This is a genomic window from Pseudomonas sp. 5Ae-yellow, assembly GCF_014077575.1.
GTDB classification, from domain to species: domain Bacteria; phylum Pseudomonadota; class Gammaproteobacteria; order Pseudomonadales; family Pseudomonadaceae; genus Halopseudomonas; species Halopseudomonas neustonica.
In genome coordinates this window covers 1-15,519 of sequence record NZ_JACGWE010000055.1, presented here as the reverse complement: position 1 = coordinate 15,519, position 15,519 = coordinate 1, and the positions used below count along the sequence as shown (strand labels likewise).

Annotated in this window: 14 protein-coding genes and 3 tRNA genes; 6 read left to right on the top strand and 11 right to left on the bottom strand. The window is 55.5% G+C overall.

What is annotated here, in order from left to right; translation table 11 throughout:
* Positions 1-90: 90 nt before the first annotated feature.
* Positions 91-234, bottom strand: a complete 144-nt coding sequence (locus H4J77_RS17950) for a hypothetical protein (RefSeq protein WP_182249782.1) — start codon at positions 232-234, stop codon at positions 91-93.
* Between the two features lie 84 nt (positions 235-318).
* The gene (locus tag H4J77_RS17945; protein WP_123889449.1) at positions 319-1,467 is read right to left on the bottom strand and encodes a YbaY family lipoprotein; all 1,149 of its coding nucleotides are present in this window, start codon (positions 1,465-1,467) and stop codon (positions 319-321) included.
* Between the two features lie 343 nt (positions 1,468-1,810).
* Between H4J77_RS17945 and H4J77_RS17940 the strand changes: the two genes are divergently transcribed.
* On the top strand, positions 1,811-2,125 hold the full coding sequence (locus H4J77_RS17940) for an EthD family reductase (RefSeq protein WP_182249780.1): 315 nt from the start codon (positions 1,811-1,813) through the stop codon (positions 2,123-2,125).
* Between the two features lie 41 nt (positions 2,126-2,166).
* Here the strand turns inward: H4J77_RS17940 and H4J77_RS17935 are convergent, their stop codons facing one another.
* The 8 genes from H4J77_RS17935 to H4J77_RS17900 all read right to left on the bottom strand — a co-directional run bounded on the left by H4J77_RS17935 (position 2,167) and on the right by H4J77_RS17900 (position 12,035).
* Complete coding sequence (locus H4J77_RS17935) at positions 2,167-4,554, bottom strand: fatty acid cis/trans isomerase (protein ID WP_123889447.1); 2,388 nt, start codon at positions 4,552-4,554, stop codon at positions 2,167-2,169.
* A 147-nt stretch (positions 4,555-4,701) separates the two neighbouring features.
* Positions 4,702-5,376 carry a DUF2238 domain-containing protein gene (locus H4J77_RS17930; protein WP_235869694.1) on the bottom strand — a complete coding sequence of 225 codons (675 nt, stop codon included), beginning with the start codon at positions 5,374-5,376 and terminating at the stop codon, positions 4,702-4,704.
* Positions 5,377-5,452: 76 nt separating this feature from the next.
* On the bottom strand, positions 5,453-6,295 hold the full coding sequence (locus H4J77_RS17925; RefSeq protein ID WP_218565754.1) for a DMT family transporter: 843 nt from the start codon (positions 6,293-6,295) through the stop codon (positions 5,453-5,455).
* A 167-nt stretch (positions 6,296-6,462) separates the two neighbouring features.
* Positions 6,463-7,401, bottom strand: coding sequence for a PA2778 family cysteine peptidase (locus H4J77_RS17920; RefSeq protein ID WP_123889445.1), 939 nt, complete (start codon positions 7,399-7,401; stop codon positions 6,463-6,465).
* Positions 7,402-7,405: 4 nt separating this feature from the next.
* Positions 7,406-7,801 (bottom strand): PA2779 family protein, encoded by a 396-nt coding sequence (locus tag H4J77_RS17915; RefSeq protein ID WP_123889528.1) that lies wholly within the window; start codon positions 7,799-7,801, stop codon positions 7,406-7,408.
* A 239-nt stretch (positions 7,802-8,040) separates the two neighbouring features.
* The gene (locus H4J77_RS17910; protein ID WP_123889444.1) at positions 8,041-9,324 is read right to left on the bottom strand and encodes an FAD-binding oxidoreductase; all 1,284 of its coding nucleotides are present in this window, start codon (positions 9,322-9,324) and stop codon (positions 8,041-8,043) included.
* 115 nt (positions 9,325-9,439) lie between these two features.
* Complete coding sequence (locus tag H4J77_RS17905; protein ID WP_256671290.1) at positions 9,440-11,011, bottom strand: DHA2 family efflux MFS transporter permease subunit; 1,572 nt, start codon at positions 11,009-11,011, stop codon at positions 9,440-9,442.
* Positions 11,004-12,035, bottom strand: a complete 1,032-nt coding sequence (locus H4J77_RS17900; protein ID WP_123889443.1) for an HlyD family secretion protein — start codon at positions 12,033-12,035, stop codon at positions 11,004-11,006. The genes H4J77_RS17905 and H4J77_RS17900 overlap by 8 nt, the downstream gene beginning before the upstream one ends.
* A 104-nt stretch (positions 12,036-12,139) precedes the next feature.
* On the opposite strand from H4J77_RS17900, the gene H4J77_RS17895 reads away from it, so the two are divergent.
* The 5 genes from H4J77_RS17895 to H4J77_RS17875 all read left to right on the top strand — a co-directional run bounded on the left by H4J77_RS17895 (position 12,140) and on the right by H4J77_RS17875 (position 15,182).
* Positions 12,140-13,042 (top strand): LysR family transcriptional regulator, encoded by a 903-nt coding sequence (locus tag H4J77_RS17895; protein ID WP_123889442.1) that lies wholly within the window; start codon positions 12,140-12,142, stop codon positions 13,040-13,042.
* 89 nt (positions 13,043-13,131) lie between these two features.
* Entirely contained in the window at positions 13,132-14,607 is a 1,476-nt protein-coding gene (gene gltX / locus H4J77_RS17890) for a glutamate--tRNA ligase (protein ID WP_123889441.1), read from the top strand.
* A gap of 230 nt (positions 14,608-14,837) precedes the next feature.
* Positions 14,838-14,913, top strand: a tRNA-Ala gene (locus H4J77_RS17885).
* A 77-nt stretch (positions 14,914-14,990) separates the two neighbouring features.
* Positions 14,991-15,066: transfer RNA gene (locus H4J77_RS17880), tRNA-Glu, on the top strand.
* Between the two features lie 40 nt (positions 15,067-15,106).
* Positions 15,107-15,182: transfer RNA gene (locus tag H4J77_RS17875), tRNA-Ala, on the top strand.
* Between the two features lie 17 nt (positions 15,183-15,199).
* Here H4J77_RS17875 and H4J77_RS17870 read toward each other — a convergent pair.
* Entirely contained in the window at positions 15,200-15,412 is a 213-nt protein-coding gene (locus H4J77_RS17870; protein WP_123889440.1) for a hypothetical protein, read from the bottom strand.
* Positions 15,413-15,519 lie beyond the last annotated feature (107 nt).

The window sequence follows — 15,519 nt, the reverse complement described above, 5'->3', positions numbered from 1 at the left end:
AAGAAGTTTAGCATCCATAGCGACGGCGGCAGTTGGGTCTGGTTGGTGTTGTGGTGACCCAAACTTAACCCAGCTTGTCCGCCGTCCCTACTAAATTCCCGCTAATCCGCGATGAACCATAAAAAAGTCGTTGATGATGCTGAGCAGTTCGTAGCGACGACGAATAATCAGTTCTTCATGACCCAGATGCAGAGTAAGCGGGTTGTCCTGCTCTGGGTTGCTCTGTTTGGTCATGCGTTAACTCGCGGCTGTGCTGGAAAAGTAGAGGACGTACCCATCTTGGGCTGCGCACGCGCTGCACGCAGCCCAAGGCGCAGGTTATTGCAGTGGTCTGTTTGCTGGCTCTTGGGCACGTGCTTTGATGCTGCGGTTATCGCTGCTGTAAAGCAGCAGCGCACCGGCATTATCGATTTCAAAGCGGTTTATATCGCCTAGTACCTCAAGAAAGTGACCATCCTGGTTCATTAGCGCGGGCGCGCAGGCTTTATTGGTTGAGGCGATCGCTTGGGTAGTAAGCCCTTCTCCAGTCAGTTGGTAGCCGGTGCTGTAGTGGTTGCACGCAAGCACGCCGCCCAGCAGGCCCTCGGCGGTGAAGTTCATGCTCATCCGGGTATTGTCGATGACGCCCTTGTCATCAACATCCTCGACAATCCACTCACGTCCGGTCAGCAGCGACTGAGGTGAACCGCCACAGCCTTTAAGCGTGTCGCCATTGACCTTGACGCTGACGGCATAGGGGTATGGCATCCCGGTCATGCTGTCACGGCATAGTTCAGGGGTTACATCGACAATGACAGAGTTCGCCTCGGTACTGGCGTTAAAATGGTAACTGTCATCTTCTCGGGTGGTCGTCGGGGTAGGAGTGAGTATGGTGGTCGGGTCGTTTTGGCGGTTCAGGCTCATGCGCTCGTTGTCGACTTTGAGGGTCCAGCCCGGCTCATTACCCTGGGCGGCAAAGGGCAGGAATGCGTTCACATCGACGATTTCGGCATCGTCTGCCACTGCACCGCTGACCTTGATAAGCATCAAGGTACCCATGTCAGCTACCGGCTGAGTAACATCGATCAGGTTGGCGCTGTCAGTGGTCCAGAGTAATTGGCCCTCGGCACTGCGGATCTGCGCCGACACCGAATAGCTGTTGCGCAAGTCGAACATGGCGGGCTCGACCTTGAGGGTAAAAGGCACCGGCACCTGCTTGGCAAACATCGTTGTATTCTGTTCGGCCAATAGGATTGAGGGCGCGTCGGCACGCGAGACATCGCTGAGCTTGATGTGTGCGACGCTGCCCGGCGGAAGGGCTATGCGTTCACGGTAGCTGATGCTACCGATGACCTGCTCAGTGGCGGGGGCTGCCTGTTCTTGGGGTGTCGTATCACTGGCGCTATTTTTGCTGTTTATCTGGCTGCAGCCGGCGGCCAGCAGGGAAGTGAATCCGATCAACATGACGTGTGCAGGTGTGATATGCATGCAATGCTCCTCAATACTCGGCGCCAAGCGCCAGCGATATCTATTCGTTTAAAGAGTGTAACCCAAAGACGCGTGTTGACTTATCCGCTGATGCCTTGAGCCATTCAGTTGGCCGACGTCTCTCTGTCGTACTATGGGCAGCGTTGGCGCTGGCAAGTTCAGTGCAGGTCTGCGTTGGCAATAACCTGAATTGGCCGGGCGAGTTGTTCGTCACTATCAGAGCCCATGACTGATAAAGCATTCGCGCTGCTGATGGCGTTGCCGCTTGCGCATAGGCTGAGGCAAACTCAGTTAGCAAACGTCATCCTGCAAGTCAGGCGGACCTTAACCACTGGAGCACTCCATGATCAAAGTAAGCGTGATGTATCCCAACAATCCAGGCAGTCATTTTGATCACGATTATTACCGTGACCAGCATATGTCAATGGTCAAAAGACTGATGGGTGATGCTTGCCTGTCATTTGGGGTGGATCGCGGTCTGGCTGGCGGCGCACCCGATGCACCTGCCGCCTATGTCGCCACGGGTCACTTGTTTTGCGAGTCGATAGAAGGCTTTCAGGCTGCCTTTGCGCCCCACGCCAAGGTGATACAGAGCGATATCGTTAACTACACAGATATCGCGCCGCAGTTGCTGATCAGTGAGGTAGTCGTAGGCTAGATTAACGAGTTGTTGGATCAGCCCGTTAATCTGCAAGCGTCCTAGAGATTCTGGTATCGGTTGACGTCGAGTATGCCAGCCTGGTCGGGCGACACTTCCTCGATGCTGCGTTTGAAGTCAGCCATGATGTCCCAGAATTGGGGGTGTGTTCGACGCACTCCCCAGCGGTCAGCGAGCTTGTGCAAACCGTCCTGCTTCTGCACTGCTGAAAGCGCTTCGACAAAATCAGGTAGCTCGTCCAAGCTGACATCAAAGCTGAAGTTAGGGTAGCTACCAAGGGTGCCCTCGATCAGGGTTAGCGTGTCTTCGTCGGGCAGAAAACGCGACTCCTCACCAAACATGAAGGCTACGCTGGAATGCGCTCGGTTATGCACCAGCGTATAAACCCAGCGTTGGTCACCCTGCTTGACGCGCAGGAATGTTACCTCGGGTAGCAGGCTGATGACCGGCAGACTGCCGCCATCGGCGCGTGCCAAGGGTTGCAGTGTCTGTTCCAGTTGCTGCTGTTCGCTACTTATTCCGGCGCGCTGACAGTTATTCTGCGCACAGCGGTTCAAGGTATCTGCTGGCCCGCTGACCTTGTCGGCGCGAGCCAGCAGTAGTTGACTGAAGCGCTGCATGACGGCCGCGTTATCGTCTGCGCCCTCATAGTCCATTGCAACCGGTGTGCTGGTGTCCAGGCCGGTGTAGGTCAGTGCGTGTTTGATTCTGGCACTGCCCTGATACCAGTGAGCGTAGAGTGCTTCGCGTTTATTCTGAGGGATAAAGCGCAGCATGTTGTGCTCGGAGCCATTGCGGATCAGATCAAAGTAGAGACGAGTTTGTCCTTGATGGGACACGCTACCGAACACGTTGAAATTGGCTACCAGTTCGTAATAAGTGCGCTCTAGCAACGGGTAATCCATCACCCAAATGGTACGTGGTACGCGACCGTGCAGACCGCGACGCACCGAGGCGCTGTCGTGATGGCGGAAGATCGTCAGTAGGGCGTCCTGGTTCCAGCCGTCACCGTCCCATAGCTCGTCCAGCGTGGCTCCGTTAGGCTTACGCTCGGCGTAGTAGGTACTGCGCAGGTCAAGGTACTTGTTGCGTTGCTCGTTGTACTCAAGCCACTGTGGCCCAAGCGATAGTAGATCGCTTTTCTGGCCTGGTAGCCCAAGCAGCGGACTGGTCTTCTGACGATAGTCGGCATCGTTGACGTAGGCTTCCTGCTCAGGGTCTTCAAACACAGCCCAGAACTGGTCCCTGATAACGTCAGTAGCGATCTGGCCACGACACACAGGGCCGCGGATAAAATTGCGTACGAAGTACTCTGCGTTGTCTAGCAGGAACTGATAGCGCGCCTTGGCAGGAATGGCAGAAAAAGTAATAAACGGGTTCGCGCGCTCGGCATAGCTATAACCCGGTAGCGCGGTAACCTCCCATTGGGGTTCGAAAAACAGCGACTGGAAGCGCTGCAGGCGCTTATCACCCAGTGCGTAGGTAATGTGGGTTTTCTCTACAATGGTTTGGCGCAGGGGCTGTAAACGATAGAAAAACGCTTGTTCAGGATCATCATTGGGTCGCACGGTACGCAGCGGCTGCACGGGTTGGCCCGGCGGAGTACTGGAGCGTACCAACGAATAGAATGCGCTGCCTTCAACCTCGGGGAAGTGCAGGTGAGCAGCAAACAGGTGTTCAAACAGGTAGCGCGCTACCAGTTGCTCACGTGTCCCGGTCTGATTGAAAAAGGTTTCCCAACGCTGGGCCATTGCCTGCTCGGCTTGGCCGGGGGCGTAGGATGCGGGCCTGACTACGGCGCCTTCGCTGACCCACTGGGTCAGTGTGGCGAATTCCTCGTCAGTCAATCCGCTGGTGCCATAGGGCATACCGCCGTGCGGGAAACTATCGGCGTAGCTGGCAAACTGATCTATGCTCGGACAGCTGTTTTCGTGCCCAGTGCCGATGGTGATTTCGTCCGGTAATAAGCTGTTGGCGGGTAGCGGGTTGGCGCGTCCCAGTTCAAGCATCTTGAACAGCACCGAGGCATCCAGTCCGCTAAGTTGGCCGTCTTCTGCACCGTGCAATACCGAGAAAAACCCTTTTTCACGCCATTCTGCGGTCGAGCTGGCATCGATACCCAGGCGGGTTGGTTTTGCATCTTCCAATCTGCCGCCGTCGTAAACACGCAGTGTCGTGGCGCCGCGCTCCAGACCCTCTGCGCTGGTTAGCTTGAGTTGGCAGGGCGCGTCATAGCAGCCGTGACACGCCATGCATTTTTGCTCAAAAATGGGGCGGATATCACGTTGATAGTCGAAGCTTTGCACGCGGGCTGCTACCGGCTCTTCAACCGGGTAACGGGGTATTTGAGTGCAGGCGAGAAATAAGCCAGCAATAAGCAGCACCAAGGCTGTTAACTTCAGTCGGGTGATGCCTGAAACACGCGCCATTTAAAATCCTTCGAACGATCGTATCTGCCTCACACGCTACTCAGGGCGCTGCGGCATTGCTGAAAGAAATTGCGCAAGTGTTTGCACATTTTGTGCGCGCTACATTAACACTTTGCGCGCAATACATCAGCCGTGAATTTAGCTGCGTTATAGCGCGGTGTTCGCTTTTTCCCGGCTTTTTAGCAGTTGCTCCAGCTCATCTTCACCCAAGGGCGTCTTGCGCTTCACCTTGAAGCTGTCGCGCCACTCAGTGCGAAAGTTGGGGTTGAGCGATAGGTTAACCAGGAGCACCAGCGTCAATGTTATCAGCGCGCCGAGGCTGGCCAGTGCCATGTCCTTCTGCGCGTCCCAGATATCACCCTGTGTGCCCAGATAGGCGACTCCCAGGTCACCACCGAACAGGGAGGCAGCACCCCATTCAAACAGTTCATAGAGCATAGACGCGGCCATCGCCATTTCGAGCGGGAAGAAGTACCCCCAGAACCCTTTGGCGTTGGCAATTCGGCAGTACAACTCGCGAATTGGATACACCAGTAAGGCGCCAAACAGAAAGTGAACGACGCGATCAAAATTGTTGCGTTCCCAGCCCAGTAGCTCATTGAGAGTGACGCCAAAAGCCTGGGTCATCCAGTCGTTGTAGGGAACTTCAGAGTAGGTGTAGTGTGCGCCGACTTCATGCAAGCAGAGAAACAGGAAGATCAAGGTATACGACAGGCGTGAGAGCGGAAACGTGCGACAACTCAGTCCGAGCACTACGGCGAAGGCCAGTACCAGGAGGTTTTCCAGGGCCCAGTCGTAGCGGTCGTGCGGATTGATGGCCAAGCCCGCAAATAGCAGGCAGAAGGCGGCTGTGAGAATGAGCAGGTAGCGCAGATGCAGGTGGTTGATGGCCGTATACTCAGGAGGTTCTCTGGTTATTCAGTATGACCATTGCGATGCCGCACAATAGCGTAATTGAAGCCAGAGTCAGGCTGAACGTCAGGCGCTCGCTCAATAGCATAACGCCGCCTAATGCCGTAATGACAGGTACTGATAATTGTACCGTGGCGGCATTGCTGGTCGCCAGCAACGGGAGTACCGCGTACCAGAGCGCGTAGCCTGCACCTGACGCCAGCGCTCCTGATACCATCGCATAGACCGCGCCTAAGGTGTCAAGCGGTGTGCTTTGCCAACTTAGCGCGACAAATAGTGCCGCAAAGGGCAAGGCGCGCATGAAGTTACCGGCGGTAACGCGGGTAGCATCGCCCGCGCCGCGACCGCGCACTGAATAGACTCCCCAGGCAACCCCAGATAGCAGCATCATCAGGGCTGCATCCAGTGGTGGTGCTGATAGGCCTGGTAGTAGCAGAACAAGTAGGCCGATGGTTGCCAAACCGAGGCCCAGCCATTGCAGCAAGCGCAAGCGCTCGCCACGGCTAATGCCATAGCCGATCATGCTGATCTGTACGGCGCCGAAGAGCAGCAAGGCACCGGTCGCGGCCGTCAGTTTTACGTAGGCGACCGAGAATGCTGCAGCGTATGCAAAAAGCGCAAACGCTGATATCCAGTTGCCACTCCCAGCGCTGTTCGGCCGTCGCAACCGGACGATAAGCCATAACGCCAATGCACCTGATAACAGCCGCAAACCCGTAAAGCTGGCGGGATCGATACTGGTTTCCTTTAATGCCAGACGACACAGAATGGAGTTGCCAGCAAAGGCCAACATAGCGAGCATGGTTAACAAGGCTGCACGCGGGGTCAAAAGATGAATCCTTAATGGATGGACGCTGTTCTACCTATCGCAGCGCATTGCGAACACATTGGCAAGATAAAGCGGTGGCAGGCGGCATGAATCGAGGACTTGGCGAGCGATTTTTCTACACTCTCCGATTTCTAGTGCGTCTGCTTGCTTATAATCAGCAGAGATTGTCAGGGGCATACCGGCAGTGGACAAGTGCCATTCTGGTCATTCTCCGTATTGAGTTGGTCGCGTTGCTTAGAGCAGTGTTTTGCTATCTCGGCGGCGCGAGTGCAGCCCATCTCAGTGAGTCCGGTTACCAGGTTATTCCAGCCAGCATCGAACGTCGGAAACTGGCGCGTCAGCGCGCTGAAGTGGTCGATGGCAACACTTTGTTCGCCTTGGCTCCAGGCTATATTGCCAAGCCCCAGGCGCGCTGCAGGCTCTTCCGGCCATTCAACCAGAGCGGTTTGATAAGCCTCTTTGGCTGCATTCAGTTTGCCGGTTTGCTCCAGGTCGCTGGCAGCACGCAAGTAGGGCAGTGCAATGGCGGTGGCAGGAAGCTGATTTGTGGGTAGCGTGACTCTGGCCCAGTTGTTAGCGCGCTGCCAAGTGCGCAGGAAGAGTTTCATGGGTTCGCGCTTTGCCTCCTGCAGACCACTGTGCAGGATTATCTGTTGCTCGCTGAGGTCATAACCCACCACCACGGCGTAATGCCACTGTGGGTACCAGCTCAGACCTAAATTCTGCATCACCAGTACCGGATTACCGGCATCGACCTCACTTAGAACCGCTGCCAAGTCGGGTTCCAGCGGGTAGACCAATAAGCCGTTGTCGCGGGCGGTGGCTATCATCTCAACCTGTAGGCTGCCTTTTCGCTCGGGGATATAGACGCGCTCTTTGAGCGCCTCGGGCGTGGCTTGAATATCACGCTGGTTGAGCATCATGGCCAGCGCTGCAGGGCCGCACTGGTACTCGTCCTGAGCGAAAAACGGGACGTCAGTCAGTAACTTGCGGTTATCGAGCTTTGGTGGCAGCTGCGCCAGGGTTGGCGCGGTGGGAGTGCCAGCGCAAGCTGACAGCAATGCTGTCAGCCCGAGCGCAGCAATAATGCGCAGTTTTTTAAGCATTTGCTTAGCGGTTGATGCAATTAACGAAGCTGTAAACGTCGGTCGCGCAGAGCATATCGGTGATGACGAATATGACCAGGAACAGAACGATAATACCTACGACGCCGGCACCGGCTGGAGCCTCATCAAGTTGGGTGTTGAAGTAGGCCAACTCGTCTGCCGTGAGACTATCGATGCGCTGGTCGACCTGGTCAGGCGATACCCCCATGCTGGCGAGTTTATCCTGAACCGACTGATCATCCAGCATGCCTTTCAGCTCTGCTCGATCAACATTCAACTGCTGCTGCGCGATGACTTCGTCAGTACCTACCATGGCTGCTTGTGCCTGGATGCTGACCAATGAGGTAAGCATGAAGAGAGCGGCGAATACGATGGAGAAATAGCGCTTGCTGGATTGCATGAAAGTCATTGGAGTTACTCCTCATTCTGATCGTGGCCTCCTTGCATGGAAGCCTTGGATTGCAGCTAGAAAGCCTGCGTAGCGCCTTGAAGCTGCACAGACACTGCATAATCTGACTAGATAAGTATCGTGCAGTTCCAAAATGCCACTTCACTTGTGATCTGGTTCACTCTAATGCGTTGGTCTGGGAGGCGTTGTGTCCGACAGCCCATACCCAGCAGGGCTGTCGGGAAAGCGAGTTAGAAGCCTAGTTTGTCGCGCATTTGGTAGTACCAGGCGCCAACTGCGGTGAAGGGCACGCGGAACAGTCGGCCGCCGGGGAAGGGATAGTGCGGCAGGCTGGCAAAGGCATCAAAACGCTCGGCCTGGCCGCGTATGGCTTCGGCGAGGATTTTGCCAGCCAGATGCGTGTAAGTTACACCATGGCCGCTGCAGCCTTGGGAATAGTAGATGTTGTCGCCGATGCGGCCAACCTGAGGGAGGCGTGACAGGGTGAGCAGGAAATTACCGGTCCAGGCGTAATCGATCTTCACATCTTTGAGTTGTGGGAAGGTCTTGATCAGGTTGGGGCGCACCAGCGCCTCGACGTTGGCAGGATCGCGCGCGCCATAAACGACGCCGCCGCCAAAAATCATGCGCTTGTCACCGGACAGGCGATAGTAGTCGAGCAGGTAGGCGCAATCTTCGACACAGTAATCCTGCGGCAACAGCGATTGCGCCAGTTCATCGCTCAGCGGTTCAGTAGTGATTACCTGGGTACCGCACGGCATGGACTTGGCGGCAAGCTGTGGAACCAGGTTGCCCAGATAGGCGTTACCCGCTACGACCACGAAATTTGCAACCACTTGGCCCTTGTCGGTGTGCACCACCGGCTTGGCGCCCTGCTCGATGCGCGTCACGGTCGAGTGCTCGTGAATAATACCACCCAGTGACTCGACTGCCTCGGCTTCGCCTAGTACCAGGTTGAGCGGATGAATGTGGCCGCCGCTCATATCGAGCATGCCGCCAACATAGCGATCCGTATTGACGACTTCATTGATACGGCGCTGATCGAGCATTTCCAATTGCGTGTGACCGTAGCGCTCCCAGAGCTTTTTCTGTGCTTGCAGGTGACCCATTTGCTTCTCGTTGAAGGCGGCGAATACCCCGCCGTTCTTCAGGTCGCATTGAATGTTGTACTTGGCCACCCGCTCGCGAATGATACGAGCACCCTCAAAGGCCATTTCGCCCATCATGCGAGCTTGCTGCGCGCCGGCGCTACGCTCAATAACATCGATGTCGCGACTGTAGCTGTTGACGATCTGGCCACCGTTACGACCAGAAGCACCAAAGCCCACTTTGACGGCTTCCAGAACAGTGACCTTAAAGCCTTGTTCCAGCAGGAAAAGCGCGGTTGAAATACCGGTATAACCGGCGCCGATAACGCACACATCCGTTTCATGACGGCCCTGGAGCGGCGGCCGTGAAGGCGTTGGGTTGGCCGAGGCGGCGTAATAGGAAGTGGTGTGCTGAGTTTCGGCCATAGTGCACCTGCTGAAAATTGGGTTGTTTAAAATATTTTACATTTGTAGGCGATGCTAACCCTTGGCTCCAGCTAGCGCTAGAGGGTGATCAAAAAAAATTACAGATAAGGGGGGGTCAAGATTTTTTTTCGTTCGCAGTGGCTGGCTTGGCAGCGACAGGTTTGGGAATGGCTTTGGTCAGCAGTACGAAAACCATGGAGAAGCCCAGCATGATAGCGATCAAGTGAAAGGCATCATTAAAAGCCATGATGCTAGCCTGTTGGTGCACTTGATTACTCAGCAACTGGAAGGCGCTTTGTTCATTGCCCAGTTGCGCTGTGAGCAGCTCCATACGGTCGGTAAAAGCAGCGTTACCGGGTGTAATGCTCTCGCGGAGTATCTCGTAATAGTGCTTGGCCCGGCTATCCAGGATGGTGGCCAAAGCAGCGATGCCAATTGCGCCGCCCAGATTGCGCAGAATGTTATAGAGACTGGAAGCTGAGCCCGCTTGCGACGGCGGAATCATGGCCGTGGCAAGAATCGACATGGGGACTAATACCATAGGTTGGCCAAAGGCACGGAATATCTGAATGGCAATGAACTGGTCGCCGGCAAAATCCAGGTTGAGGCTGCCACTGAAAAAGCTGGCAAAGGCAAACAGAAAAAAACCGGTAGCGCAGATGAGGCGAGCATCGACGAACTTCATCAGGATGGGCACCAATGGAATGATCAGCAACTGGGGAAACCCCATCCACATGATCACCTGGCCAATCTGCAAGGCGTTGTATTGCTGGATCTGCGCCAGATAAACCGGCAACACAAAGACGGTGCCGTAAAGGCCTACGCCGAGGCCAATATTAGCGAGACTGCCAAACAGAAAATTCCGGTCTTTGAGAAGGCGCAAATTGACCAGGGGGTTAGGTCTGGAGAGCTGCAGAATGATGAAACACACCAGGCTGATAAAAGATACGACAGCCAGCGTGACCATGGCACTGGATTCGAACCAGTCTTCACGGTGACCCTCTTCAAGAAAAACCTGCAGGCAGCCGAGTCCGGCGGCCATGGTAGCAATGCCAAAGTAATCGCCTTGGCGAAGCAGTTCCCAGCGCGGCGCTGCTTTATCCAGGCCATACATTAAGCCGCTGGCCATCAGAATGCCGGGCACTATGTTGATGTAGAAAATGTATTCCCAACCAAAGTTCTCGGTCAGCCAGCCACCAATGGTGGGGCCGATAGACGGGGCGAAGGTGGCGGTGATGGCGAACATCGCCATGCCCTTTGGGCGCGAGGCGGGTGGTAGCTTGGTCAGGATCAGGGTAAAGGCGAAAGGGATAAGTGCGCCGCCGGCGAGCCCCTGTAAGGCACGGAATACGATCATGCTCTCCAGATTCCAGGCCATGGAGCAGAGCAGCGAGGCAAGGACAAACAGGGTTGAAATACCGACCGCAAAACGGCGGGGCGAGAAGATTGTCGTCAGCCAGGCAGCGAGCGGAATGATGATGATCTCGGCGACCAGGTAAGAGGTTGATATCCAGGAGCCTTCTTCAATGGTCGCCGACAGCGCGCCCTGAATATCCTTCAAGGATGAGTTGATGATCTGGATATCCAGAATCGCCATAAAGGCGCCGAGGATAGCGCTTAGAAGTGCTATCCAGTCGCGTCTGCCCGGTGGCGGGATTTCCTGTTCGGGGATCGCGTGTTCAGCCACGCAGATCAACCTTTACATGTACCGACATGCCCGGGCGGATGCTGCCTGCAAGCGGGTGGTCGCTGTCGATGACCAGTTTGACCGGAATGCGCTGCACCACTTTGGTGAAGTTGCCGGTTGCATTATCTGGCGGTAACAGACTGAATTGGGCCCCTGAGGCTGGGAACAGGCTTTGGATCTGGGCTGTTATAACCTGGTCTGGGAAGGCATCGAATATCAGCTCGGCGCTCTGGCCTTCGTGCATTGCCTGAACCTGAGTTTCCTTGAAGTTGGCCTTGATCCAAAGCTGCTTGCTGGGCACGACCGCCAGCAGGTGACTGCCAGCCTGCACGTTTTGGCCGGCGCGAGCAGTGCGCTGGCCTATGCGACCGGCAATGGGGGCACGAATTTCAGTGCGTTCCAGCGCCAGCTCAGCCTGGCTTACGTCTGCTTCGGCGGCCTGAATTTGTGCAGCCAGGCGATCGATTTCGGCACTGAGCGTGTCTTTCATCAGTTTTTGCGTCTGCACGTCAGCTTCGGCTTTCTTGACCTGCGCTTTGGCTACTTCAAGCTGTGCGCGGAAATTGCTCAGTTGCTCCTCAGAGGCATAGCCGGACTGCTGCAATGGGGTAATTCGTCTGATGTCCAGCTCGATGCGCCGCCGCTCCGCCTGAGTGGCCGATAGACCGGCTTCTGCCGACTGGATCAGGCTGTCCTGCTGGATCAGCTTTGAACGCGCCTGCTGCTGTTCAGCGACACGCGTGGCGAGGTTGGCACGGGCGTGAGCCAGGGCAACGTCGAAATCGCGCGGATCAAGGCGTACCAGGGGGGTTCCTGCTTCCACTAGTTGGTTGTCGTCAACCAGTACCTCGATGACCTGAGCGGCCAGTTGACTGGAGATCAGCGTGATATCGCCCTGTACGTAGGCATTATCGGTTTCTTCGTAGTGGCGGCCTACGAGCCACCAGTTAGCGAAGGCAGCGGCACCAATCAAGGCGCAGACAAGCAGGAAGGCAAGTAATCGTACGCGAACGCGGGCAGACATGAAGTTCCCCAGTTTTTGTTATGCGTTGCACTCTAACACTGTTCCACATCACCACAGAGGCGCTAGAATCTGGAAACTTTGTTGCAATACGGGAACAGTAACTAATGGGATTGGATGACGCGCTGATTTTTACCCGCGTAGTGGAGTGTCACAGCTTTACCAGTGCGGCCGCGACCCTGAGTATGCAGAAGTCGACGGTGAGCCGGCGCATCGCTCAGTTAGAGGAGCGTCTTGGTGTGCGTCTGTTGAATCGGACCACGCGTAAATTACGTCTAACCGAGGTTGGGCAGGCTTATTACGAGCGTTGTCGGCAGATAATGCAGGAGTTTGCCGAGGCCGAACAGGCGATCATGCAGCTGCAGCGTGAGCCTACCGGTTTGTTGCGGGTGAGCTCGCCGATTGAGTTTGGTCAGTTGTTTCTGGGCGGCGTAGTGGGGGAGTTCATGCGCCGCTACCCGGCTATTCAGGTTGAAGTTGAACTGACTACCCGCATGGTCGATCCGGTTGAAGAGGGCGTCGACATCGTAGTGCACCTTGGGCGACCACAGGACTCGAGTCTGGTGGCACGTCCGCTCATGTCCAGTCCACGGCAGCTTTATGCCAGTCCTGATTACGTCGCCCAGTATGGGATGCCGAAAAAGGCCGAGGAGCTGAGCCAGCACCGTTGTATTCACGCGTTAGTGGACGGTAGCCGCAAGTGGCACTTTTTACAGCCGCATTTGAGCGTGCCGATTAACCCGGTGTTGGTCGTCAACAACATCACCTTTGCTCGTGAGGCTGCGCTGGCCAGTGCCGGTATTATCAATGTGCCAGCCTTTATTGCTGAGCCTTGCGTTGCCGAAGGTACCCTGGTTCGGGTGCTGGAAGGTGTGACACTGCCGTCCAGCGAGCTGTATGCGTTATATCCGTCACGACGCTTTCAGGCTATGAAGGTTAAGGCTTTCATCGATTTTGTTATCGAGAATCTGGAGGCGCGTGACGACGTGCAAGTAGAGATGCAGGCTTGAGGACTGATAAAATTATCTTCATTCATCCTTACCACAACCCAATCATTACCATGCCGAAGTCGACTTCGGCAGCCTGACTGAGAGATTTCATGACTGTTCGTACTCGTATCGCGCCCTCACCAACCGGTGATCCGCATGTTGGCACTGCTTACATCGCTCTGTTCAACCAGTGTTTTGCTCGCCAGCATGGTGGTCAGTTCATTTTGCGGATCGAAGACACGGATCAAGTCCGCTCCAGCGCTGAATCAGAGCAGCAGATTCTTGACTCTCTGCGCTGGCTTGGTCTGGAGTGGGATGAAGGTCCTGATGTCGGTGGTCCCCACGGCCCGTATCGGCAGAGCGAGCGCAGTGCGATTTATCACCAACACAGCGAAAAGCTGATCAGTGATGGCCATGCCTTCCGCTGCTTCTGCAGTAGCGAACGTCTGGACGAGCTACGTGCCGAGCAGATGGCCAACAAGCAGACACCCGGCTATGACGGCCACTGCCTGCATTTGCCGGCTGACGATGTTGCCAAGCGAGTGAGTGCGGGCGAGCCCCACGTGGTGCGCATGAAAGTACCCAGTGAAGGCGTCTGCCAGGTACAGGATATGCTGCGCGGCGAGATCGATATTCCCTGGGAGCAGGTGGATATGCAGGTGCTGATGAAAGCGGATGGCCTGCCGACCTATCATCTTGCCAATGTGGTGGATGATCATCTGATGGGTATTACCCATGTGCTGCGTGGCGAAGAGTGGATTAACTCGGCTCCCAAGCACATGCTGCTGTATCAGTACTTTGGCTGGGACATGCCGCAACTCTGCCACATGCCATTATTGCGCAATCCTGACAAAAGCAAATTGTCCAAGCGCAAGAATCCGACCAGTATTACCTTCTACGAGCGCATGGGCTATTTACCCGAAGCGCTGATGAACTATCTGGGTCGTATGGGCTGGTCGATGCCCGATGAGCGTGAAAAATTTACCCTGGCTGAAATGGTCGAGCACTTCGACATTCAACGCGTGTCGCTGGGTGGTCCGATCTTTGACGTTGAAAAACTGTCCTGGCTCAATGGCCAATGGATTCGCGAGCTGTCGGAAGATGAGTTTGCCGCTGCGGTGCAGACCTGGGCGCTTAACCCTGCCTATCTCAAGCCAATGATCGGCCTGGCGCAGAGCCGGGTCGAAACTTTCAGTGATCTGCCGGACCTGCTGGGCTTTTTCATGGCTGGCAAGGTCGACCCGTCGCCCGAGTTGTTTGAACACAAAAAGCTGTCGGCTGACGAGGTGCGTAAGGTCATGCAGCTACTGTTGTGGAAGCTCGAAGCGCTTCGCGAGTGGAGCAAGGACGGCATCATGGCCACCATTAACGCCGTGGCGGCCAGTCAGGAGCTCAAGCTGCGCGATCTGATGCCGCTGCTGTTCCCGGCTATCACGGGTCAAGCCAGTTCGGTCTCGGTGCTGGATGCCATGGCGCATCTTGGGCCTGATCTGACCCGCTTCCGCTTGCGGCAGGCTCTGGAGCTGCTCGGCGGCACCTCGAAGAAGGAAAACAAGGCCTGGCAGAAGGAGCTGGAGGCTATTTAGCCTCCAGCTGCAAGCTAGAAGCCGTAAGCTGCAAGCCGCAAGCCGCAAGCCGCAAGCTAAAAGCTAAAAGCTAAAAGCAAGGGCAAGGGCAAGGGCAAGGGCGATATAGCGTTGGGGTTCTGCTTGCAGCTTGGGGCTTGTCGCTTGCTGCTACCTTAAGTTGCTGTTTTGCGTAAAATTCTGTTGACAGGGCGGGGCGTGAATCATAATATGCGCCCCGTCATCGAGACGGGGCTATAGCTCAGCTGGGAGAGCGCCTGCATGGCATGCAGGAGGTCAGCGGTTCGATCCCGCTTAGCTCCACCAAGTTTTTTGGTCGACGTTCGCGTTGGCCTGTTTTATCACTGCTGAACAGATTCCAGTTTGTTCAGAGAAGGGTTTGCGTCCCCTTCGTCTAGTGGCCTAGGACACCGCCCTTTCACGGCGGTAACAGGGGTTCGAGTCCCCTAGGGGACGCCATCTTTACCGACACGGTCTCCGTGTCAGGGTCGAAAGACCTGGGGCTATAGCTCAGCTGGGAGAGCGCCTGCATGGCATGCAGGAGGTCAGCGGTTCGATCCCGCTTAGCTCCACCATTTTATAAGGCCGGCATTTATGTCGGCTTTTTTTTTGTTTGTTTTTTGGCTTGGCGTGCGGGTTGGGTCGGCGTGAACTGTGCCAGTTCTTGCTGTGTATCCTTAAGTGGCAAGCTCATTTTAGTGTCTTTCTTTAATCTGTCTTTCGCCTTCTCCGGCGAGTTACTTTTCTTTGAATGGCCAAAGAAAAGGTAACCAAAAGAAATCCACCCTGTATGATTCAAAAACATAGGTAACACATCATTTCAAATACATGGGTTACACTTTTAACGTCCAATACGGAGTTAGATTCCCACCGGCTTTGCGCTGATCAAAGCCACCAAGCCTGACAGGCCCA